This is a genomic window from Burkholderia sp. SRS-W-2-2016 (genome assembly GCF_001931485.1).
Classification (GTDB): domain Bacteria; phylum Pseudomonadota; class Gammaproteobacteria; order Burkholderiales; family Burkholderiaceae; genus Paraburkholderia.
In genome coordinates this window covers 12,388-34,349 of sequence record NZ_MSDV01000010.1, presented here as the reverse complement: position 1 = coordinate 34,349, position 21,962 = coordinate 12,388, and the positions used below count along the sequence as shown (strand labels likewise).

18 protein-coding genes are annotated in these 21,962 nt (G+C 65.1%); 12 read left to right on the top strand and 6 right to left on the bottom strand.

The features are described 5' to 3' along the window. Window positions 1-40: 40 nt before the first annotated feature. From BTH42_RS02900 to BTH42_RS02885, 4 genes are all read left to right on the top strand, one after another. A complete protein-coding gene (locus tag BTH42_RS02900; RefSeq protein WP_075295586.1) occupies window positions 41-1,552 on the top strand; it encodes an alpha-N-arabinofuranosidase in 1,512 nt (503 codons plus the stop codon). Window positions 1,553-1,570: 18 nt separating this feature from the next. Further along, window positions 1,571-2,335 carry a FadR/GntR family transcriptional regulator gene (locus BTH42_RS02895; RefSeq protein WP_256701732.1) on the top strand — a complete coding sequence of 255 codons (765 nt, stop codon included), beginning with the start codon at window positions 1,571-1,573 and terminating at the stop codon, window positions 2,333-2,335. A gap of 354 nt (window positions 2,336-2,689) precedes the next feature. After that, window positions 2,690-3,349 carry a hypothetical protein gene (locus tag BTH42_RS02890; RefSeq protein ID WP_075295584.1) on the top strand — a complete coding sequence of 220 codons (660 nt, stop codon included), beginning with the start codon at window positions 2,690-2,692 and terminating at the stop codon, window positions 3,347-3,349. 314 nt (window positions 3,350-3,663) lie between these two features. After that, complete coding sequence (locus BTH42_RS02885; RefSeq protein ID WP_075295616.1) at window positions 3,664-4,482, top strand: mechanosensitive ion channel family protein; 819 nt, start codon at window positions 3,664-3,666, stop codon at window positions 4,480-4,482. A gap of 184 nt (window positions 4,483-4,666) precedes the next feature. On the opposite strand, the gene BTH42_RS02880 is transcribed toward BTH42_RS02885, so the two are convergent. After that, window positions 4,667-5,338 carry a VTT domain-containing protein gene (locus BTH42_RS02880; RefSeq protein WP_075295582.1) on the bottom strand — a complete coding sequence of 224 codons (672 nt, stop codon included), beginning with the start codon at window positions 5,336-5,338 and terminating at the stop codon, window positions 4,667-4,669. Between the two features lie 193 nt (window positions 5,339-5,531). On the opposite strand from BTH42_RS02880, the gene mutL reads away from it, so the two are divergent. Both mutL and miaA read left to right on the top strand, forming a co-directional pair. Then, window positions 5,532-7,748, top strand: coding sequence for a DNA mismatch repair endonuclease MutL (mutL, locus tag BTH42_RS02875; RefSeq protein ID WP_075295580.1), 2,217 nt, complete (start codon window positions 5,532-5,534; stop codon window positions 7,746-7,748). A 45-nt stretch (window positions 7,749-7,793) separates the two neighbouring features. Next, window positions 7,794-8,738, top strand: coding sequence for a tRNA (adenosine(37)-N6)-dimethylallyltransferase MiaA (miaA, locus tag BTH42_RS02870; protein ID WP_075295578.1), 945 nt, complete (start codon window positions 7,794-7,796; stop codon window positions 8,736-8,738). A gap of 201 nt (window positions 8,739-8,939) precedes the next feature. On the opposite strand, the gene purM is transcribed toward miaA, so the two are convergent. Continuing rightward, window positions 8,940-9,995 carry a phosphoribosylformylglycinamidine cyclo-ligase gene (gene purM, locus BTH42_RS02865; protein WP_075295576.1) on the bottom strand — a complete coding sequence of 352 codons (1,056 nt, stop codon included), beginning with the start codon at window positions 9,993-9,995 and terminating at the stop codon, window positions 8,940-8,942. Between the two features lie 299 nt (window positions 9,996-10,294). Here purM and hda point away from each other — a divergent pair, with 299 nt between their 5' ends. From hda to panB, 6 genes are read left to right on the top strand one after another with little or no spacing between them, the layout of a single operon-like run. Continuing rightward, window positions 10,295-11,092 (top strand): DnaA regulatory inactivator Hda, encoded by a 798-nt coding sequence (gene hda / locus BTH42_RS02855; protein ID WP_075295572.1) that lies wholly within the window; start codon window positions 10,295-10,297, stop codon window positions 11,090-11,092. Further along, entirely contained in the window at window positions 11,085-11,771 is a 687-nt protein-coding gene (locus BTH42_RS02850; protein ID WP_075295570.1) for an HAD family phosphatase, read from the top strand. The genes hda and BTH42_RS02850 overlap by 8 nt, the downstream gene beginning before the upstream one ends. After that, complete coding sequence (gene pcnB, locus BTH42_RS02845) at window positions 11,768-13,357, top strand: polynucleotide adenylyltransferase PcnB (RefSeq protein ID WP_075295568.1); 1,590 nt, start codon at window positions 11,768-11,770, stop codon at window positions 13,355-13,357. Before BTH42_RS02850 ends, pcnB begins: the two co-directional genes overlap by 4 nt. A gap of 48 nt (window positions 13,358-13,405) precedes the next feature. Next, on the top strand, window positions 13,406-13,948 hold the full coding sequence (folK, locus tag BTH42_RS02840; RefSeq protein WP_075295565.1) for a 2-amino-4-hydroxy-6-hydroxymethyldihydropteridine diphosphokinase: 543 nt from the start codon (window positions 13,406-13,408) through the stop codon (window positions 13,946-13,948). Further along, on the top strand, window positions 13,945-14,625 hold the full coding sequence (locus BTH42_RS02835; RefSeq protein WP_075295563.1) for a deoxynucleoside kinase: 681 nt from the start codon (window positions 13,945-13,947) through the stop codon (window positions 14,623-14,625). Before folK ends, BTH42_RS02835 begins: the two co-directional genes overlap by 4 nt. A gap of 36 nt (window positions 14,626-14,661) precedes the next feature. After that, entirely contained in the window at window positions 14,662-15,477 is an 816-nt protein-coding gene (gene panB / locus BTH42_RS02830) for a 3-methyl-2-oxobutanoate hydroxymethyltransferase (RefSeq protein WP_075295561.1), read from the top strand. 187 nt (window positions 15,478-15,664) lie between these two features. On the opposite strand, the gene pabB is transcribed toward panB, so the two are convergent. The 4 genes from pabB to grpE all read right to left on the bottom strand — a co-directional run bounded on the left by pabB (window position 15,665) and on the right by grpE (window position 21,858). Then, the gene (gene pabB, locus BTH42_RS02825) at window positions 15,665-17,557 is read right to left on the bottom strand and encodes an aminodeoxychorismate synthase component I (RefSeq protein WP_075295560.1); all 1,893 of its coding nucleotides are present in this window, start codon (window positions 17,555-17,557) and stop codon (window positions 15,665-15,667) included. 17 nt (window positions 17,558-17,574) lie between these two features. After that, the gene (dnaJ, locus tag BTH42_RS02820) at window positions 17,575-18,714 is read right to left on the bottom strand and encodes a molecular chaperone DnaJ (RefSeq protein WP_075295558.1); all 1,140 of its coding nucleotides are present in this window, start codon (window positions 18,712-18,714) and stop codon (window positions 17,575-17,577) included. A 272-nt stretch (window positions 18,715-18,986) separates the two neighbouring features. Continuing rightward, a complete protein-coding gene (dnaK, locus tag BTH42_RS02815) occupies window positions 18,987-20,936 on the bottom strand; it encodes a molecular chaperone DnaK (RefSeq protein ID WP_075295556.1) in 1,950 nt (649 codons plus the stop codon). A gap of 340 nt (window positions 20,937-21,276) precedes the next feature. Next, window positions 21,277-21,858 (bottom strand): nucleotide exchange factor GrpE, encoded by a 582-nt coding sequence (grpE, locus tag BTH42_RS02810; RefSeq protein ID WP_075295554.1) that lies wholly within the window; start codon window positions 21,856-21,858, stop codon window positions 21,277-21,279. Window positions 21,859-21,962 lie beyond the last annotated feature (104 nt).

Sequence of the window (21,962 nt, the reverse complement as noted above, 5' to 3'; positions counted from 1 at the left end):
GCATCACTTCGTACAGCTACAGGATGAATAAAGGAACACCATGATCGCTTCCCGCCTCATCGTCGATCGCGACTTCGTCATTTCCGAACTCGACCGCCGCCTGTTCGGCGTGTTCGTCGAGCACATGGGCCGCTGCGTGTACACCGGCATTTTCGAGCCCGGTCATCCGCAAGCCGACGAGCGCGGCTACCGCAAGGACGTGATGGACCTCACGCGCGAACTCGGCCCGACGATCGTGCGTTACCCCGGCGGCAACTTCCTGTCGGGCTACAACTGGGAAGACGGCGTCGGCCCGCGCGAGCAGCGGCCGCGCCGGCTCGACCTCGCGTGGTACTCGACCGAAACCAATCAGTTCGGCACCAACGAGTTCATCGACTGGTGCCGCGAACTCGAGATCGAACCGATGTACGGCGTGAACCTGGGCACGCGCGGTCCCGACGAGGCGCGCCGCTTCGTCGAATACTGCAATCATCCGGCCGGCACCGCGCTGTCCGATCTGCGCCGCGAGCACGGCTATGAAAAACCACACGACATCAAGTTCTGGTGTCTCGGCAACGAGATGGACGGCCCGTGGCAGATCTGTCGCAAGACCGCCGAGGAATACGGCCGCGCTGCACTCGAGACGGCCAAGCTGATGCGCTCGGTCGACCCGACGATCCAGCTCGCCGCGTGCGGTTCGTCCACCCACGAAATGCCGACCTACGGCGAGTGGGAAGACCGCGTGCTCGATCACTGCTTCGACCAGGTCGATTTCATTTCACTGCATACGTACTTCGAAAATCGCCGCGATTCGACCGCGGAGTTCTTTGGCAACATCGAAGTGATGGACCTGTTCATCAAGGAGATCGTCGCGGTCGCGGACAGCGTGGCGGCGCGCAAGCACTCGTCCAAACGCATCATGCTGTCGTTCGACGAATGGAACGTCTGGTACAAGGCGCGCACCATCAACGATCTGCGCAAGCCGGGTTGGCCCGAGGCGCCGCGTCTGATCGAAGAGGTCTACAACCATGAAGACGCGATCGTCGTGGGCGGCGCATTGATCACGATGATGAACAACTCCGACCGCGTGAAGACCGCCTGTCTCGCGCAACTCGTCAACGTAATCGGTCCGATCATGACCGAGCCGGGCGGCCGCGCGTGGCGCCAGACGATCTTCCACCCGTTCGCGCATGCGTCGAAATTCGGCCACGGCCGCGTGCTCAAACCGGTGATCCAGTCGGCCAGCTACGAGGCGGAAACGTTCCCGGAAATTCCGTATCTGTGCGCGGCGGTGGTCGACGATCGCGCGACCGGCACGACGACCGTGTTCGCGCTGAACCGTCACCTGACCGACGAAATGGACCTCGACATCGAGTTGCGCGGACTCGGCCGCGAACGCACGCTCGATCACGCGATCGAGTTGTATCATCCCAACATGAAGGCGGTGAACACGGTGGATGCGCCGGCTACGGTGGCGCCGGCAGTGAACCAGGCCGTGTCGGTCGACGGGGAACGCGTGCGCGCGAAGCTCAAGCCGGGCTCGTGGAACGTGATCGTGACGAGCGCCAGATAACACGGCACGGACACGCTTGTGCACGATGTCTACGAAGGGGAAGTGATGTTCGAGCGCGAACCGATCGTTGGCAATATTACGACGCAGATCGCCAAGATAATCGGCATGCGCGTGGTCTCGGGCGAGTTCGCGCCCGGGGACGCGCTGCCGGTCGAAAGCGAACTGTGCAGCGCGTACGGCGTGAGTCGAACCACGCTGCGCGAGGCGATCAAGCAACTGGCCGGCAAACGGCTGATTGCGGTGTCGCCGAAAATCGGTACCCGTGTCCTGCCCTTCTCCGACTGGAACCTGCTCGACCGCGACGTGCTCGCGTGGCGGCTCAACGCGCAGTTCGACTCGAAGATCGTCGAAGACATTTTCGAAATGCGCATCTGCTTCGAGCCGCGCGCGAGTTTCCTGGCCGCGCGCCACGGCAAGGAAGAGACGTTTCAGATCATCGAGCGACGCTACCTCGAACTCGCGGCCGCCTGCGACCCGGCGGCCCCGCATGGCGCCACGGACATCCGCGCGGCCGCCGACGCGAATCTGGAGTTTCATCTCGCGATCATCACCGCCTCGCAAAACGGCATGTTCATCACGATCGGCAATGCGATCAAGGCCGCGCTGCGCGTGTCATCGGAAATGATGCAGCGCCAGGCGGCCCAGCCGAGCGAAGACCTCGAATTGCACGATGCGGTGCGCCGGCATATCGTGAGCCGCGAAGCCGATGCAGCCGCCGCCGCGATGACGCGGCTGCTCGAATCGTGGCGCGACCGGATCCTGCGCTACACGATCGCCCCTTGAGATGCGCTGACGCGCCTCAGCGCCGCTGCCATCACGACCGATTCAAACGCAGTCTGTTAATCAGCATCCCGTACTATCGACAGGAGCGCGCCGTTCTGGAACGCTCGACAGCGCACGCGCCATGCGCCGCCACCTGATCCGCTCAGGAATCCCCTCACTTCCACCGTAACGAGCGTCACCGCTTCCTCCCCCCTTTCGTTCGCCACCTCACAGACTGCTTGCAGCGTCCGCTCGCATCATCGACTCATAGCGCCAATAGAGCGCGGTGGAAGCACAAGAGAGAACGAGACGATTACGAGGCGAGTGCAACCCGAACCGGAAACAGGCTGGGTGCCCGCCGTAAAAGGGGTACCCATGAAATCTGCAAAGGTAATCTGGGTAGTGGGGGTGGCGTGCGTGATCGAAACCGCGCATGCGCAGGAAGTTTATCTGCAGGGCGGCACGCTAGGCATCGGCGTCGGCGCCGCGTACAACATCACACCGTGGCTCGGCGTGCATGCCGACTTCAATGCGATCAAGCTGTCGCGCAACTTCGACGTCGGCGGCAATCGCTATGAAGACGATCTGTGGCTGCGTCAAGGCGGCCTCTATGGCGATCTGTTTCCGTGGTCCGGCAGCGGCTTTCGCGTAACGGCCGGCTTTCGCGTGACCGACAACGAGATCACCGGCAATTCCGTGCCGACCAATGGCATGTACATGTTCAACGGTAAGGCGTCGCCGGCTTTTCCGGGCGAATACGCGACCGCGAGCGCCAAATACCCGACCGTGATGCCGTATCTGGGCATCGGCTACGGCCTGCATCCGCGCGCCAGGGGTTGGGGTCTGGTGGTCGACCTCGGTGTCGCCTACGGCATTCCGCGCGCTTCATACACGTTGTCGCCGGCGCTTGCCCAGGCCGTCGGTCCGCAGATGAGTCAGGTGATCATCGACACCGGTTTGCAGCAGGTGCGCGAAAAGGTGTCGTCTTACCGGTGGTATCCGACGTTGCAGATCGGCATTTCGTATCGGTTCTAGACCGGGTCATTCGATCCGGTTGGAGTCCTACGCTTTTTTCGATGCGGCGCGGACCGCGAGACGGCATGCGCACGTCCTCGATCATTGTCATCCGCAGGTCACCGTGTTCTGAAGCACGGCCGCCCCTCTACGTCCACGCGCAGCCACACTTTCCCCGCCACTGTCCACCTCGTTGATGCGGCCGCCACAGCGGCCAGGAACGGTCCTTGCGCAGCCGCGCGCCGTCGGCTATAACTCCCGAAGACCACGCGTTGCCGGTCATTGCACCACCGTCGTTCAATCCGTTGATGATCACCAATAACGAAGGAAACATCGTGGATATCGAAGCCGTACGTGCATTCATCATGACCCGGGGCGTCGACCTCGGCATCAAGATCATCGGCGCAATCGCCCTGTGGATCATCGGCCGCTGGGTCATCGGGCTGATTTCGAGCCTGCTGCGCAAGGTGCTCGCGCGCAACGGCCGGGTCGATCCAACACTCGCCCACTACCTTGCATCGATTCTCGGCGCGTTGCTGAACCTGCTGCTGGTTCTCGCGATCCTGCAGGTCTTCGGTGTCCAGACCACTTCGTTCGCCGCGCTGCTCGCCGGTCTCGGCCTCGCGATCGGTACCGCGTGGGGCGGCCTGCTCGCTCACTTCGCGGCCGGCGTGTTCATGCAGGTGCTGCGCCCGTTCAAGGTCGGCGACTTCGTGACCGCCGCGGGCGTCACCGGCACGGTCACGGAACTGGGTCTGTTCGGCACCACGATCGTCACGCCGGACAACGTGACGACCATCGTCGGCAACAACAAGATCTTCTCCGACACGATCTCGAACTACAGCGTGCTGCCGTTCCGGCGGGTCGAGCTGACCGCGAAGATCGCGAACGGCGTCGATCCGGCCGATGCAATCGCGCGTTTGAAAGCCGCGATCGCGAAGATTCCGAACGTGGCCGAAAACCCGACGCCCGATATCGAAGTACTCAGCTTTACACCGGAAGGACCGCTGCTATGCGTGCGGCCGTACTCGTCGAACGAGAACTACTGGCAGGTCTACTTCGACACCAACCGCGCAATCATGCAGACCTTCAAGGACGCCGGCTACCCACCGCCGGAAACGCCGCTCGCGCCGCGCGCGATCACCCGCGATTGACGGTTCGGCTGCACGACTGCCGCGTCCGGGCGATGACCGCGAGTCTCGCGACTCACTGGATAAACCGGCAGCTACAAATGAAAAGGCGTCGCGAGATTCGCGACGCCTTTTCATTGTCCGGGCTGGCCGTGACACCACGGCACCACAGTTCTACAGCTCTACAGCACGACCACCACGATCGGCCTCAGCGGCTTCCCGCGTTCGCGCCGTTCTTGCGCAGCATCTTCCACAGCGCGCCGAGCACCACCGGCACGATCGCCGCGCCGATCCCGACCAGCACGATCACATTCAGGTACTGGCGGATGAACGGAATGTTGCCGAAGAAGTAACCGAGCAGCACCAGCAGCAGCACCCACAACAGCGCGCCGAGCACGTTGAACATCTGGAAGCGGCTCCACGTCATCGCCGACGCGCCCGCGACGAACGGCGCGAAGGTCCGCACGACCGGAATGAAACGCGCGAGCACGATGGTTTTGCCGCCGTGCTTTTCGTAGAAGTTATGGGTCTTCTGCAACGCGGCGCGATCGAGAAAACGTTCGAGTACCGGAATGTGCGAATTGAACACGCGTGGCCCGATCGCGCGACCGATCATGTAGTTGGCCGTATTACCCGCGATCGCCGCGATCAACAGCAACAGGATCAGCAGGCCGAGATGCATCTGGCCGGTCGCACAGAACGCGCCGCCGATGAACAGCAGCGAATCGCCCGGCAGAAACGGCAGAACGACGAGCCCGGTTTCGGCGAACACGATCAGGAACAGCACCGCGTAGACCCAGGCGCCATACACCTGAATGAAGTCACCGAGGAACTTGTCGATGTGCAGGACAAGGTTGGCGAAATGGAGCAGCGTATCCAAGGAACGTCCTCTTAAACCTGTATGTGCGTGGAAAAATGGCCGCCGCGCAGCCAGTGGGTCAGCAACGGCAAGCAACGGCAAGACCGCCGCAAATTGACCGCGACATCATACAGAAAGTGCCTTAAGGCAATCTAAATTCTGCCGCGCCAAGCGTGCGGATGGGCACAATTGGACGAGTCGCTATAATTTCGCCATGTCCGAATTCTCCGAAACGCCCGCCGGCCCCGCCGCCGCGGCCGCGCTCCCAGACGCATCGAACGCGGCTCCCGCGGCCGCGCCTGTGGCAGCCCCCGCACCGCGCCCATTGCGCGCGATCCAGCCCCTTCCCGACCAGTTGATCAGCCAGATCGCCGCCGGCGAAGTGGTCGAGCGGCCGGCCTCGGTGGTCAAGGAACTGGTCGAAAACGCGCTCGACGCGGGCGCGCAAACGCTGCGCATCCTGCTCGACGAGGGCGGCGTCAAACGCATCTCGATCACCGACGACGGCTGCGGGATCCCCGAAAACGAACTCGTGCTCGCCCTCACGCGCCACGCGACCAGCAAGATCCGCTCGCTCGCGGAGCTCGAAGCGGTCGGTACGCTCGGGTTCCGCGGCGAGGCGCTGGCGTCGATTGCATCGGTTGCGGAGATGAGCATCACGAGCCGCACCGCCGATGCGCCGCACGCGGTGCGCATCGACGCGCACACGGGCATGCTGAGCCCCGCGGCCGGCACCCAGGGCACGACGATCGAAGTGCGCGAGCTGTACTTCAACACGCCCGCGCGCCGCAAATTCCTGAAGAGCGAGCAGACGGAACTCGGCCACTGCCTGGAGCAGATCCGCCGCGCCGCGCTGGCGCGCCCGGACGTCGCGATTTCGGTGCTGCACAACGGCAAGGCGGTCGAGCACTGGAACGCGAGCGAACCGCCGGTGCGGGTCGCGAAGATTCTCGGCGACACGTTCGCGACCGCCCATCTGCCGCTCGACGAAGCGGCCGGCCCGCTCGCCGTGTACGGCTGCGCCGGGCTGCCGACCGCGAGCCGCGGCCGCGCGGATCAACAATATTTCTTCGTCAATGGCCGTTTCGTGCGCGACAAGCTGCTCACGCACGCGGTGCGCGCCGCTTACGAAGACGTGCTGCACGGCGAGCGCTTTCCGTCGTACGTGCTGTTTCTCGATTTGCCGCCGGAAGGCGTCGACGTGAACGTGCATCCGTCGAAGATCGAGGTGCGTTTCCGCGATTCGCGTTCGATTCACCAGTTCGTGTTCCATGCGGTGCAACGCGCGCTCGCGCGGCACGCGGGCGCGTCTCCGGAGACCACGGCGGGTGGCCATGCCGCGCATCTGACGCCGTCGGCCGGCGGCCCGGCTTCGTTCGGGGCAACGCCGTTGGGTGGTGCCGGTGCAGACGCTGCGGGTAATGCGGGCGGTGCGCGTGGGTTCGGTTCGGGGTTCGGTGGTGTAGGCCTCGGTGGCTCGGGCGGTGGCGGAAGCTCCGGCTTCGCGTCGTCGGGCGGCAGCTTCGGCTCGGCGGGCAGCCGCGGCGGCTTCGGTGGTTCGGGCGGCTTCGGCGGCTCCCAAAGCGGTTCAACAAGCGGTTCGCAGGCCGGCAACACCTGGATGCGCCAGGCGCGCATGACGCAAGGCACGCTGCCGGTCGCGCAACCGCTCGCCGGCTACGACGCGCTGTTCGGCCGCAAGGATCCGCTCACGGGTCCGGTGGAAGGCGCGTCGCTGTTCGAAGCGCGCGACTCCGCCGGCGAAACGAGCGCGCCGTACGATGCGGCATCGCGTGGTTCAGCGCCGTTCGCCGCGGGCGCCGCCCCGTCGTTCGACGCCTCCGACGACCAGCCGCTCGGCTTCGCGCTCGGCCAGGTCCACGGCATCTACGTGCTCGCGCAGAACCGGCAAGGGCTCGTGATCGTCGACATGCACGCCGCGCACGAGCGCATCCTGTACGAACAGTTCAAGAATGCGCTGGCCGATCGCGCGATCGCGGTGCAGCCGCTGCTGATCCCGCAGACGATGCAGGCCGACCCGGTCGAGATCGGTACGGTCGAGGAAGAGCGCGCGACGCTCGACGCGCTCGGCTTCGACCTCGCAGTGCTGTCGCCGACCACGCTCGCGATCCGCGCGGTCCCCGCGCTGCTGAAGGACGCCGATCTGCAGGCGCTGGCGCGCGCGGTGCTATCCGACCTGCACGCGTTCGGCGGCTCGCGCGTGCTGACCGAGCGTCAGCACGAACTGCTCGGCACGCTCGCGTGCCACCACGCGGTGCGCGCGAACCGGCGTCTGACGCTCGACGAAATGAACGCGCTGCTGCGCCAGATGGAAGCGACCGAACGCGCCGACCAATGCAACCACGGGCGGCCGACGTGGTATCAGCTGACGCTCGCCGATCTCGATCGGCTGTTCATGCGTGGCCAGTAACGCAGTGCGTTGACTGACCCTGTTGCAACGCACGCCGATTTATCCATGACGTCACGCCCCACCCCGATCCCCTGCCTGCTCGGCCCGACCGCGTCGGGCAAGACCGCCGCCGCGCTGGCGCTGGCCGCGCGCCGGCCGGTCGAAATCATCAGCGTCGATTCGGCGCTGGTCTATCGCGAGATGGACATCGGCACCGCGAAGCCGAGCGCCGAAGAGCGCGCGGTCGCGCCGCATCATCTGATCGACATCATCGATCCGGCCGATTCGTATTCGGCCGCGCAGTTTCGCGAGGACACGTTGCGGCTGACCGGCGAGATCGTCGCGCGCGGCCGGCTGCCGCTGCTGGTCGGCGGCACGATGCTGTACTACAAGGCGCTCACCCAGGGCTTGAACGATCTGCCCGGCGCCGATCCCGCGGTACGGGCCGCGCTCGATGCCGACGCCGCCCGCGACGGCTGGCCCGCGCTGCACGCGCGGCTCGCGGCAGTCGATCCCGTCACCGCCACGCGGCTCGCGCCGAACGACTCGCAGCGCATCCAGCGCGCGCTCGAAATCTTCATGCTGACCGGCCAGCCGATGTCGACGCTGCTCGCCGCGCCCGCGCGCGTCGACGAAGCCGCGGCGGCGTGGCGTTTCGTACCGGTCGCACTGGAGCCGTCCGAGCGCGGCGTGCTGCACGCGCGGATCGAGCAGCGCTTCGATGCGATGCTTGCGCACGGCTTCATCGATGAAGTCGTCAAGCTGCGCGAGCGCGGCGACTTGCAGCCGGAGATGGCGTCGATGCGCTGTGTCGGTTACCGGCAGGTGTGGGAATACCTGGACGGCGCGGTCGATTACCGAACCATGCGCGACAAGGGCGTGTTCGCGACGCGTCAGCTCTGCAAGCGGCAACTGACCTGGCTGCGCAGCATGCCGGAGCGACTGGTGGTGGATTGCTGCGATCCGCACGCGACGGCGCGGGTGGTCGAACTGATCGAAACGCTGATATAACGCGCAGCGGATCGGAACGGGAGTTGAAGCGGAGAGCGGGGAATGAAAAGCGAAACTGCTGAACCGACCGAAACCGCCGAAGCGGCAATCTGAAGAACCCGGAACCGGCCCTTCGAAGCAAACCCAAAACCTGTTCTACAACCTGCGACCCAGCCCGCGCGGCGCCCCATTGCGGCACGCCACGCGGACCTTCGTCATTCTTTAGACCACGACCGTCTGTGCTTCACCGGCCGCGCTCGCGCGGATCGAGCCGATCTTCCAGACCTGCTCGCCGGCTGCCGACAGCAGACCGATCGCCGCTTCGGCGTCGGCCGCCGACACGACCACCGCCATCCCGATACCGCAGTTGAACACGCGGTGCATTTCCGCATCGGCGACGCCGCCGTGCTTCTGCAGCCACGAGAACAGCGGCGGCAGCGGCCAAGCGCTCTGCTCGAGTTCAGCGGTCAGACCTTCACGCAGCACGCGCGGAATGTTCTCGACCAGACCGCCGCCGGTGATGTGAGCCATGCCCTTCACTTCGATCTGCTGCATCAGCGCGAGCAGCGGCTTCACGTAGATGCGGGTCGGCGCCATCAGCGCGTCGGCCAGCGAACGGCCGTCGAAGTCCGCGTTCAGATCCGGCTGCGCGCGCTCGATGATCTTGCGCACCAGCGAAAAACCGTTCGAATGGATGCCGCTCGACGCGAGACCGAGCACCACGTCGCCCGGGGCGATCTTGCTGCCGTCGATGATCTTGCTCTTTTCGACCGCGCCGACCGCGAAGCCCGCGAGGTCGTATTCGCCGTCCGGGTACATGCCCGGCATTTCCGCGGTTTCGCCGCCGATCAGCGCGCAGCCCGACAGTTCGCAACCTTGCGCGATGCCCTTGACCACGGTCGCCGCGGTGCCCACGTCGAGCTTGCCGCACGCGAAGTAGTCGAGGAAGAACAGCGGCTCGGCGCCTTGCACGAGGATGTCGTTGACGCTCATCGCGACCAGATCCTGGCCGACCGTGTCATGTTTGTTCAGCTGGAACGCGAGGCGCAGCTTGGTGCCGACGCCGTCGGTGCCGGACACCAGCACCGGCTCCTTGTATTTCTTCGGCACTTCGAACAGCGCGCCGAATCCGCCGATGCCGCCCAGCACGCCGTCGCGCAGGGTTTTCTTGGCAAAGGGCTTGATGGCGTCGACGAGGGCGTCGCCCGCATCGATGTCCACGCCGGCGTCGCGATACGACAAACCTTGGGCGTCAGGGGCGGATTTCGGTTGATTCATGGGGAAGAGCGAGAAGGTCGGTAAAATGCGATTTTACCCGATGCTGACCGCCTGGCTGGAATTCGCGCGTTCCTACGACCTCCGAGAAACGACTTTGCAACACCACACGATGATTCCGGCGTCGCCGGCCCACGCAAAACACCGCGCCGCGAGCCGCGGCGCACGGCCTCGCAACCCGGCGAGCACGCTTTATAACAACTGATCGCCTATCGACGTTTCAGGCCTTCGGGGCAGCGGCCCGCCACGATCCGGCGGCTCGCCAGCCTCACCGATGGCCTCATTTACGGCATTAACCTACTGTGCTTCGTCAACTGACGCTCGATCTCGGCACCCCGCCGCCATCGACATTCGACAATTTCTACGCCGGCGCGAACGCCGAGCTGGTCACGCGCCTGCGTGAGCTCGACAACGCGCTCTCCGCCGGGCCGGTCGCCGATCGCACCTTCTACGTCTGGGGCGAAGCCGGCAGCGGCCGCACCCACCTGCTGCAGGCGCTGGTGCACGAAGCGCCGCCGGGCCATGCGCGCTTCGCGAGTCCGCAGAGCAGCCTCGCCGCGTTCAGTTTCGATCCGCGCGTCGCGCTCTACGCGATCGACGATTGCGACGGCCTGTCCGCCGCGCAGCAGATCGCGATGTTCAACCTGTTCAACGAAGTGCGCGCGCATCCCACCAGTGCGCTGGTCGCCGCCGGCAACGCGGCGCCGATCGGCATGACGGTGCGCGAGGACCTGCGCACGCGGCTCGGCTGGGGCCTCGTGTTCCACCTCGCGCCGCTGCCCGACGACGCGAAGGCCGCGGTACTGAAACGCGCGGCGCGCGAGCGCGGCATCATGCTCGCCGACGACGTGCCGGCCTACCTGCTCACGCATTTCCGCCGCGACATGCCGAGCCTGATGGCGCTGCTCGACGCGCTCGACCGCTTCTCGCTCGAACAGAAACGCGCGGTCACGCTGCCGCTGCTGCGCACGATGCTCGCGTCGCCCGCCCCCGCTGCGGCAAGCTCGGCTCCAGGCACCGGCACGCCCGCCGAATCCACCAGCGCGTCGGGTTCACACGCCGCCGATCCCGCTTCAAGTAAAATACGCCCCCATGGCTAACCTCGCACTCTTCGATCTCGATCACACGCTCATTCCCACCGACAGCGACCACGAATGGGGCCGCTTCATGGTGAAAAAAGGCATGGTCGACGCCGAAAATTTCGCTCGTGAAAACGACCGCTTCTACGCCGACTACAAAGCCGGCAAGCTCGACATTCACGCCTACCTGGTCGCCATGCTCACGCCGCTCGCGAAGTACACGCGCGCGCAACTCGCGGACATCCACGCCGAGTACATGCACGAAGTGATCACGCCGGCGATCTTCCCGGTCGCGCTCGAACTCGTGAAGCAGCATCGCGAAGCGGGCGACCTGTGCTGCGTCGTCACCGCGACCAACGAATTCATCACGCGACCGATCGCCCAGGCGTTCGGCGTCGATACGCTGATCGCGTGCGAGGTGGAAACGGTCGGCGGCGATCCGCTCGGCGCGTACACCGGCCGGCCGACCGGCACGCCGAGCTACAAGGAAGGCAAGATCGTGCGCACCGAAATGTGGCTCGCGTCGCTCGGCAAGAGCTGGAGCGATTTCGAACACAGCTATTTCTACAGCGATTCGCACAACGACATCCCGCTGCTCGAAAAAGTCACCGCCCCCATCGCGACCAATCCGGACGACACGTTGCGTGCCCATGCGCAGGCCAAAGGCTGGCGCATCCTCGAACTCTTTCAACCCTCGTGATCAAGAAACTCATTCGCAAGCTATTCGGCCAGGACGCGGCGAGCGCCGACGGCGACCTCTCCGCCGCCACCGACGACTCCGACGCGGCCAGCAACGCGACCGCGCGCAGCAAGTCCGCCACCGCCACCCGGTCGCGCCGCAAACCGGCCGGCGCCGCCGCGGGCGCGAAAGCGCCGCGCGAGCCTGACGTGCCGGTGATCATTCCGCACGACGTGCACGGCATCGACCCGTCGCTGATCTCGCGCAACGCGATCCGCGTGACCGAGGGGCTGCAGCAGGCGGGCTTCCGTGCGTTCATCGTCGGCGGCGCGGTGCGCGATCTGCTGCTCGGCGTGAAGCCGAAAGACTTCGACGTCGCGACCGACGCCACTCCCGAACAGGTGCAGAAGCTGTTCCGCCGCGCGCGCATCATCGGCCGGCGCTTTCAGATCGTGCACGTGCAGTTCGGCCAGGAAATCATCGAGACCTCGACGTTCCGCGCGCTGGTCGATCCGCCGGCCGCTGACTCGCCGCCGCCGAAGCGTCTGAAGCGCGACGAGCTCGATCGCCGCACCCACGCGGTCGACGCGAGCGGCCGCGTGCTGCGCGACAACGTCTGGGGCGAGCAGCACGAAGACGCCACCCGCCGCGACTTCACGATCAACGCGATGTACTACGATCCGGCCACGCAAACCGTGCTGGACTATCACAACGGCATGGCCGACATGCGCGCGCAACTGCTGCGCATGATCGGCGACCCGGCCACGCGTTATCGCGAGGACCCGGTGCGGATGCTGCGCGTGGTGCGTTTCGCCGCCAAGCTCGGCTTCGAGATCGAGACCAGCACCCGCGCGCCGATCGAGAAGATGGCCGACCTGATCAACAACGTGCCCGCCGCGCGTCTGTTCGACGAGATGCTGAAGCTGATGCTGTCGGGTCACGCGCTCGCGTGCCTGAAGCGGCTGCGCCAGGAAGGCCTGCATCACGGGCTGCTGCCGCTGCTCGACGTGGTGCTCGAGCAGCCGACCGGCGAGCGCTTCATCTCGCTCGCGCTGTCGCGCACCGACGCGCGCGTGCTCGGCAACAAGCCGGTGTCGCCGGGCTTCCTGTTCGCTACCCTGCTGTGGCACGACGTGCAGCAGCGCTGGCAGAAATTCGAGGCCGAAGGCGAGTTTCCGGTGCCCGCGCTGCATCGCGCGATGGACGAAGTGCTCGACATGCAGACCGAGAAACTCGCGATCCACAAGCGCTTCTCGGCCGATATGCGCGAGATCTGGGGCCTGCAACTGCGCCTCGAAAAGCGCTCGGGCCGCAGCGCGCTGAAGCTGCTGGAACACCAAAGATTTAGAGCGGGGTATGATTTCCTCCTGTTGCGCTGCGAATCGGGCGAACTCGACGAGTCGGTCGGTACGTGGTGGACGGAGTTCATCGAAGGAGACGCTGCCGCGCGCGAGACTTTGCTCACGCAAGGCGGGAAGGACCGGAGCCCCAGAAAACGACGGCGGCGCGGTGGCGCCAGAAACCGCAAATCAGGTGACGGAGTGGAGGGCGGCACGCCCGACGAACGCACGGACAACGACGCGAGCCAAGGCTCGCACGAAGACTGACGCGGCGTTCGCGGAAGCCGTCGAACGATAGTTGCAGGAAGTTATGCCATGACGGTTGCTTATCTTGGCCTCGGCGCGAATCTCGGGGACGCGCGCCAGACCCTGAAAGACGCAGTGGTGTGCCTCGCCCAACAGCACACCATCACCGTGCTCGCCAAATCGAGCCTGTATCGCACTGCCCCGATCGACGCGGGCGGTGACGACTATTTCAACTGCGTCGTGAAGCTCGAAACGACGCTCCCCGTGCGGCATCTGCTGGCGCTATGCCACAAGATCGAGCATCAGTTCGGCCGCGAGCGGCCGTTCCGCAATGCGCCGCGCACGCTCGACCTCGACATCCTGCTGTACGGCGATCAGTCGATCGACGAAGCCGATCTGATCGTCCCGCATCCGCGTCTGATCGAGCGCGCGTTCGCGCTGGTGCCGCTCGTCGAGATCGACGCGGCGATCGTGATTCCGCAACACGGCCGCGCGGCCGCGCTGCTCGACAGCGTCAGCGATCAACGGATCGAGAAAATGAAGTCGCCGTGCCAGTGCCCGGTGTTGAATGCGCTGACCGGCGGCGGCGCCGACAAGGGCCGCTGCGAATGAGTTCGCCGCCACTCACGGTCACCGCGCCGCAACTGCGTCCGCCGTTCGGCTATATCGCGATCGAAGGACCGATCGGCGTCGGCAAGACTTCGCTCGCACGGCGCCTCGCGCAACGCTGGTCGATGCAGGAACTGTTCGAACGGCCGCAGGACAATCCGTTTCTCGAACGCTTCTATCGCGACACCGCGCGCTACGCGCTGCCGGTGCAGTTGCACTTCGCGCTGCAACGCGCGCAGCAGGCGCAGGAAGTGCTCGCCGCGCAGACCGGCGGCACGCCGCTGATCGCCGACTTCCTGACCCAGCGAAACGACATCTTCGCGCGGCTGACCTTGCCGGAAGACGAGTGGCAGCTGTATCGCGCGCTCGCCGCGAGCTTTACCGTCAGTGCGCCGGCGCCGGACTTCGTGGTCTATCTGCAGGCCAGTCCCGAGGTGCTGTTCGCGCGCATCCAGAAACGCGCGGTGCCGATGGAGCTGCAGATTTCCGACGCGTATCTGCGCGCGCTGTGCGACGCGTACAACGACTTCTTCTACCACTACGACCGCACGCCCGTGCTGACGGTCAACGCCGAACATCTGAATCCGCTCGACTCCGACGCGGACCTTGCGCTGCTCGCCGAACGCATCGAGACGATGCGCGGACGCAAGGAATTCTTTGTCAAAGGCACGTCGCTGTAAGCGGCGCGGCCATTTCTTTTTTCCATTGGATTGACCATGACCTATTTGCAGGAAGCGAGCCGGAGCGCGATCACCGTGCCGAAACTGCAGGCGATGCGCGACACCGGCGAAAAGATCGCGATGCTCACCTGTTATGACGCGAGCTTCGCCGCGCTGCTCGATCGCGCGGGCGTCGATGCGCTGCTGATCGGCGATTCGCTCGGCAACGTGCTGCAAGGACAGAGCACGACGCTGCCGGTGTCGCTCGCGGATATCGCGTATCACACCGCGAGCGTCGCGCGCGCGCGGCCGTCGGCGCTGATCGTCGCGGATCTGCCGTTCGGCACCTACGGCACGCCGGAAGACGCGTATCGCAGCTCGGTCGAACTGATGCGCGCGGGCGCGCAGATGATCAAGCTCGAAGGCGGCGAGTGGCTCGCGGACACGGTGCGCTTTCTGGTCGAGCGCGCGATTCCGGTGTGCGCGCACGTCGGGCTTACGCCGCAGTCGGTGCATGCGTTCGGCGGCTTCAAGGTGCAGGGCAAGACCGAAGCTGGCGCGAGCCAGCTGCTGCGCGATTCGCTCGCGATGGAAGCGGCCGGCGCGCAGCTGATCGTGATGGAAGCGATTCCGAGCCAGCTCGCGAGCGAGGTCACGAAGCAGTTGCGGATTCCGACGATCGGCATCGGTGCGGGCCTCGACTGCTCGGGTCAGGTGCTGGTGCTGCACGACATGCTGGGGATTTTCCCTGGCAAGCGGCCGCGTTTCGTGAAGGATTTCATGCAGGGGCAGCCGAATATTCAGGCGGCCGTCGAGGCGTATGTGCGCGCTGTGAAGGACGGGTCGTTCCCGGGGGCTGAGCACACGTTCTGATTCTGCGTTGCTGAAGGCGGCGTTCCGGAGCCTGCGGGAGCGGGCTTTGGGACGCCGCTTTTTTATTTGCTCGCCGCTAAGTGTGGTGCCGGTGGCGGTGGCGGTGGCGGTGGCCGTGGCGAATGGCGGTAGCGCTCGGCTTCGTAGCGACCAACGCCCCGCACTAGCGGGTTAGCTCTCCGCCGCGTTACCGAACAATCCGCGCGGGCACCATGCCGCGCAACGCATTGCAGATCAGCAGCGCTTCGGCGTTCAGCACGTCGTCCCGCGTCAGTACTTTCTCGGCCGCGCTCACACCGGACACGCCCTCTTCCAGCAACACGCCGCGCATCACGCCAGGCAACACGCCCGACGCCAGCGGCGGCGTCCACCACTGCCCCGCCAGCTTCACGAACACGTTCGAGCGGCCGCCTTCGGTCAGCTCGCCGCGTTCGTTGAAGAACAGCGTATCGAACGCGCCCTTCGCTTCGGCTTCGCGCCAGCCGCGGTCATATTCCGCGCGACGGGTGGTCTTGTGGTGCAGCAGCGGATCGGCGGCCTGCGTCGGCGCGAACTGCTGTTCGGAGCCAAGCAGAACGCCAACGCTCGTCGAATCGGCTAACGGCGTGAGCACCGCCGCGGTGATCTGCGTCGCGCCGCTCTTGCTCAGCGCGAGCCGCACGCGATGCGGCGTTTGCGCCGGTAGCTGGTCGCACTGCGCCGCAAGCTGCTCGCGGATGCCCGCTTCGTCGAACCCGAAACCCAGCGTCGCGGCGCTCGACGACAACCTGCGCAGATGCCGCTCCAGATGCCGCACGCCGTCTTCCCGCGTCGCATACATCGTTTCGAACAGGTCGAAGCCCGGCTCGGCGCCGGTCAAAAAGCTCGCTTTCAATCGACACTCCGCGAATTCGTCGGCGGCCACGCTGTCGAGCACGATGCCCGCGCCGACGCCCATGCTGCCGCGCAGGCCGACCGCACCACCGGGTTGAGAGGATGGGTTCAGCGTCAACGTGCGAATCGCGACCGACATGCAGAAGTCGCCGCAATCATCCGTTCCGGGCGCGTCGAGCCAGCCGATCGCGCCCGTATAAAGACCGCGCGGCGTGCTTTCGAGCTCGTCGATCAGTTGCATCGTCCGATGCTTCGGCGCACCGGTAATCGAGCCGCACGGAAACAGCGCGCGCAGGACCGTTGCGAACGACGTGCGCTCGAGCAAGGCCGCCTCGACCGTCGACGTCATCTGCCAGACCGACGCATACGGTTCGACAGAAAACAGCGCCGGCACCTTGACCGAGCCGATCCGCGCGACGCGCGACAGATCGTTGCGCAGCAGATCGACGATCATCACGTTTTCGGCGCGGTTCTTCGGATCGTTGGCGAGGAAGTCCGCGTTGCGCTGGTCCGCGACCGGATCCGACGAGCGCGACGCGGTGCCCTTCATCGGCCGCGCGCGCAAGGTCTCGCCATGCTTCTCGACGAACAGCTCCGGCGAGCACGACAGCACCCAGCCGTCGTCCGGCAACGCGATCAGCGCGCCGAACGGTACCGGCTGGCGCGCGCGCAGACGTCGATAGAATGCGAGCGGCTCGCCGAACACGTCGAAGCCGAGCCGGTACGTGTAGTTGACCTGATAGGAATCGCCCACGCGCAGCGCCGCGTGGATCGCGTCGATCGCCGCATCGAACTGCGCACGGTCGACGCTCGCGCGCACGTTCGCAGTGCCCGCGACCGATGGCTCGGCCGCGCCGTTATCGCGCGCGCTCAGCCATGCATCGACCTCGTCGCGCGCGAGCTTTTCGCAACGCTCGAACAATAAAAAACGCAGCGGGGCATCGCCACGCTGCGTTCCGGAAGACCGATGCATATCGACGTCGAGACCGACGAGCGCATGGCCAAATTCATAGTCGGCGAGCACGACCGCGTGCAAACCGTTGCGGGTATCCGCGGCGACGCTGTCGCACACGGCTTCGAGCTGCGCGGCGTCGGTACAGACCCGCTCGCGCACAAAACCGGTGTACAGGCGGCTCGACCGGCGCGCCGCCGTTGCACCGCTATCGTCGAGCAGCGCGAACACCGCGCCGCGCCTGTCCACCGTCATGCTAACCGCCTGCCAGATCAGTCGAAGAAGCTCTTCACGCGATCGAACCAGCTCTTGCTTTGCGGGCTATGCCGTGCCCCGCCTTCCACCAGCGCCTTTTCGAACTGCTTGAGCAGATCGCGCTGCGTGTCGGTGAGCTTGACCGGCGTCTCGACCTGCACGTGCACGTACAGATCGCCGGCGATGCTCGAACGCAGCCCCTTGATCCCCTTGCCGCGCAGACGGAACGTCTTGCCCGACTGGGTGCCCTCGGGCACCGTGAAGCTCGCGCGGCCCGCGAGCGTCGGCACTTCGATCTCGCCGCCGAGCGCCGCGGTGGTGAACGGAATCGGCATCTGACAATGCAGATCGTCACCGTCGCGCTCGAACACCGAGTGCTGCTTGATGTGAATCTCGACGTACAGATCGCCCGACGGACCGCCGTTGATGCCCGGCTCGCCGTTGCCGGCCGAGCGGATCCGCATGCCGTCGTCGATACCGGCCGGAATCTTCACTTCGAGCGTCTTGGTTTCCTTCACCTTGCCCGCGCCGTGGCAGTGGTTGCACGGCTCGGGAATGTAACTACCGGTGCCGTGGCACTTCGGGCAGGTTTGCTGGATGCTGAAGAAGCCTTGCGACATGCGCACCGAACCCGAGCCGCTACAGGTCGGGCAGGTTTCCGGCTTGGTACCGGGCTTGGCGCCCGAGCCATGACAGACTTCGCACGAGCTCCAGCTCGGCACGCGAATCTGCGTGTCGTAGCCGTGCGCGGCCTGCTCCAGCGTGATCTCCATGCTGTAGCGCAGATCGGCGCCGCGGTACACCTGCGGGCCGGCCCGGCCGCCTCCGCGCGCACCGCCGCCGGCCGCCTGGCCGAAGATGTCGCCGAAGATATCGCCGAACGCATCGGCGAAACCGCCGAAGCCTTGCGCGCCGGCCCCACCCATGTTCGGATCGACGCCCGCGTGACCGTACTGATCGTAGGCGGCGCGCTTTTGCGAATCCGACAGCATTTCGTAGGCTTCCTTCACCTCCTTGAAATGCTCTTCCGCATCCTTGTTGCCCGGATTGCGGTCGGGGTGGTGCTTCATCGCGAGCTTGCGATAAGCCTTCTTGATTTCGTCGTCGCTCGCGTTCTTTGCGACGCCCAGAACCTCGTAGTAATCCCGTTTCGCCATATCGGTTCAACGCCGCCGCGCAATACGACGCGGTAGCTCCTCTTGAATGCTGTGGAGTCTTGCGACTCGTCCGGCCGCTGTTTTCGCCTCGCGTCTCGTTTCGACGCGGTGCAAAACAACGCCCTCCATAAAACAAATGTGCCCGGAGAGCCCCAAAAGGCTCGCCAGGCGCGATAACCGCTCTTGCACGCAGGCGCCCGGGGGCGCCATTTTGTGCAGCCGGGCCGCGCACATCGCTGTGCGCGGCTTTACGGTCGAATGACGACCTGGCTTTAGTCCTTCTTCACTTCCTTGAAGTCAGCGTCGACCACGTCGTCGGCCTGCTGGCTCGCGCCCGCCGATGCACCGGCACCCGCCGCCGCGCCCGCTGCCGCTTCGGCACCTTGCGCAGCCTGCATGTCGGCGTACATCTTCTCGCCCATCTTCTGCGAGGCGGTTGCCACGACTTCGATCTTCGCTTCGATCGCGGCCTTGTCGCTCGACGCGTTCTTCAGCGTGTCTTCGAGCTCCTTCAGCGCGGCTTCGATCTTGTCCTTCTCGCCGGCTTCGAGCTTGTCGCCGTACTCGGTCAGCGCCTTCCTGGTGCTGTGCACGAGCGCGTCACCCTGGTTGCGGGCGTCGGCCAGCTCACGCAGCTTGTGATCTTCTTCCGCGTTCGCTTCGGCGTCCTTCACCATCTTCTCGATTTCGGCTTCGGACAGACCCGAGTTCGCCTTGATCGTGATGCGGTTTTCCTTGCCGGTCGCCTTGTCCTTCGCGCCGACGTGCAGAATGCCGTTCGCGTCGATGTCGAAGCTCACTTCGATCTGCGGCACGCCGCGCGGTGCCGGCGGAATGCCTTCGAGGTTGAACTCGCCGAGCAGCTTGTTGCCCGCTGCCATTTCGCGTTCGCCCTGGAACACCTTGATCGTCACGGCGCTCTGATTGTCGTCAGCCGTCGAGTAGACCTGTGCGTGCTTGGTCGGGATCGTGGTGTTCTTGTTGATCATCTTCGTCATCACGCCGCCGAGCGTTTCGATGCCGAGCGACAGCGGGGTCACGTCGAGCAGCAGCACGTCCTTGCGGTCGCCCGACAGAACCTGACCTTGAATCGCGGCACCGACGGCCACGGCTTCGTCCGGGTTCACGTCACGGCGCGGATCCTTGCCGAAGAATTCCTTGACCTTTTCCTGCACCTTCGGCATCCGGGTCATACCGCCGACCAGGATCACGTCGTCGACTTCGCCGACCTTCACGCCCGCATCCTTGATCGCGACGCGGCACGGCTCGATCGTGCGTTCGATCAGGTCTTCGACCAGCGCTTCCAGCTTGGCGCGCGTGATCTTCAGGTTCAGGTGCTTCGGACCCGATGCGTCCGCCGTGATGTACGGCAGGTTGATTTCGGTCTGCTGGCTCGACGACAGTTCGATCTTCGCCTTTTCAGCCGATTCCTTCAGGCGCTGCAGCGCGAGCACGTCCTTCGACAGATCGACGCCCTGCTCTTTCTTGAACTCGCCGATGATGTAATCGATGATGCGCTGGTCGAAGTCTTCGCCGCCGAGGAACGTATCGCCGTTGGTGGACAGCACTTCGAACTGCATTTCGCCGTCGACGTCCGCGATTTCGATGATCGACACGTCGAACGTACCGCCGCCGAGGTCATACACGGCGATCTTGCGGTCGCCCTTTTCGGCCTTGTCCAGACCGAACGCGAGCGCTGCCGCGGTCGGTTCGTTGATGATCCGCTTGACTTCCAGACCGGCGATGCGGCCCGCGTCCTTGGTAGCCTGACGCTGGCTGTCGTTGAAGTAAGCCGGCACCGTGATCACGGCTTCCGTGACGGGCTCGCCGAGGTAGTCCTCAGCGGTCTTCTTCATCTTGCGCAGCACTTCCGCGGAGATCTGCGGCGGCGCGAGCTTCTGGTCGCGCACGTCGATCCATGCGTCGCCGTTGTCGGCCTTCATGATCTTGTAGGGCATCAGGCCGATGTCCTTCTGCACTTCCTTCTCTTCGAAGCGGCGGCCGATCAGGCGCTTGACCGCGAACAGCGTGTTACGCGGGTTCGTGACCGACTGACGCTTGGCCGGGGCGCCAACGAGAATCTCGTTGTCTTCCATGTAAGCGATGATCGACGGCGTGGTGCGCGCGCCTTCCGAGTTCTCGATCACCTTGACCGAATTGCCTTCCATGATCGCCACGCACGAGTTGGTCGTGCCGAGGTCGATACCGATGATTTTGCCCATTTTTACGAATCTCCTGACTTTGATCGCTGCGGAAAGCGCCCGGTTGGCCCATCTGGCGGCGGGGCGATCCGCTCTCAATTCATACCTGCACTCAAAATAAGTGCGGCCACATCGTTTTCAAGACCTCTTTTGCGATGCGGTCTTTAATTTTTTTCAATCGTGGGACCAGCCGTTGGCGTTCGTTCCATTGGGCTGCGCGGCCCTGCGCTTCACATCACCGGAAGTGACTGAATCAGCTGGATTTTTTGCCGCGCAACGAAGGCGCGCGCGGCGCACCGACTGGGCGCGACCACGCGCGATACCGCAATGAAAACGAAAGCTGGCGAAGATCCCGCGGCGCTTACTTCGGCGCCGCGACGGTCACGAGCGCCGGACGCAGCACGCGGTCCGCGATCACGAAGCCCTTTTGCAGCACGGCGACGACCGTGTTCGGCTCCTGCTCGGCCGGCACCATCGAAATCGCCTGGTGGCGATGCGGGTCGAACTTTTCGCCGACCGGGTTCAGTGCGACGACGCGGCCCTTTTCGAGCGCGCCGCTCAGCTGGCGCAGCGTGAGCTCGACGCCTTCGCGGACCTTCTGAAGGTCGTCGGACGAATGGGCGACCGCCGCTTCGAGGCTGTCGACCACCGGCAGCAGATGCTCGGCAAAGCTTTCGATTGCGAACTTGTGCGCCTTGGCGACGTCTTCCTGCGCGCGACGGCGCACGTTTTCAGTTTCGGCCTTTGCACGCAGGAAGCTTTCCTGCAACTCGGCGATCTTCGCCTGAGCTTCGGCGAGCGCCTGTTCGGCGCTGGCTTCGACCGGTTCCGCGTTGCCGGCGGACGCGTCCTGCTGGGCAGCAGCGGCCTCGGCGGCCTGGCGCGCGGCTTCGTCGGCGGGCGTGGGATTCTGGCTCGTCGGGTTCTCTTGCGTGTTTTCCATGTCGCTGAAAGTCGTTAAAGGGTGAAAGCCAACGGTGGCGTAGATCGATGACACGCGCGCGATTCGTGCGTTACAAAATCGCGACGCGCCGGGTCACCGCACAA